The sequence below is a fragment of the Bradyrhizobium sp. 142 genome (assembly GCF_023074015.1).
Taxonomy (GTDB): Bacteria; Pseudomonadota; Alphaproteobacteria; order Rhizobiales; family Xanthobacteraceae; genus Bradyrhizobium.
Genome location: NZ_JADPKQ010000391.1, coordinates 1 through 878 on the forward strand (window position 1 = coordinate 1; position 878 = coordinate 878).

General features: G+C 62.3%; 1 protein-coding gene and 1 pseudogene. One reads left to right on the plus strand and one right to left on the minus strand.

Annotated features, from left to right (window positions below):
* The coding region (locus IVA82_RS36185) for a reverse transcriptase domain-containing protein (RefSeq protein WP_346659686.1) at positions 1 to 511 on the plus strand (511 nt) is incomplete at its 5' end.
* On the opposite strand, the pseudogene IVA82_RS36190 reads toward IVA82_RS36185, so the two are convergent.
* Positions 512 to 878, minus strand: a pseudogene (locus IVA82_RS36190) (hypothetical protein); the annotation flags it as partial.

Sequence of the window (878 nt, forward strand, 5' to 3'; positions counted from 1 at the left end):
GCTGCAAGCGGACTGGGACGGAACGTTCTCCGAGACGAGCTTCGGCTTCCGGCCGAAGCGCTCGGCACATCAGGCGGTGGAACAGGCGCAGGCGTACATCGCGTCCGGCCACGGCTTTGTCGTGGACATCGACCACGACATCCTGATGGGGCTGGTTGCCAAGCGGGTTGCTGACAAGCGCCTCCTGAAGCTGATCCGCGGCTTTCTGACCGCGGGCGTGCTGGAAGGAGGGCTTGTCAGTGCGACGGAGGAAGGCACGCCGCAAGGCGGCCCGCTCTCGCCGCTGTTGTCGAACCTGATGCTGGATGTGCTGGACAAGGAGCTGGAGAAGCGCGGCCACCGCTTCGCGCGCTACGCCGATGACTGCAACATCTATGTGCGCAGTCAAAAGGCGGGCGAGCGGGTGATGGCCGGGATCGAACGGTTCCTCGAAAAGCGCCTCAAGCTCAAGGTCAACAAGGCCAAGAGCGCGGTCGCCAAGAGCTATGCGGGATTTTGGGTGACGAGGTGATCAGGCGGCGTGGTTTGCCGGCATGTGGATGACCTCGATGCCGTCGTTGAATCTGACACCTGCGATCACCTTCGGCAACTGATTTGTGCCTGTGAGCCGCCGCCAGGTCTTTGATGCCGCGATGACCAGCTTGAACACCATCAGCTTGGCGGTGGTTGGCGACAACGAACCCTTGGTTCGCACCGTTCTGTGCCGCACGGTCGCGAACACGCTTTCGATGGGGTTGGTAACCGGTATGAGATGTCTCGGTGCCAACGTTCCGCTGCGGTTTTCTGCATCGTGGCGTATGGTGCGACCATCGGGACAGAGGCACCGGGAGCACGATGTGCGGGCAGGCCGATGCATACGATGAGCCGAGAGCTCGAGT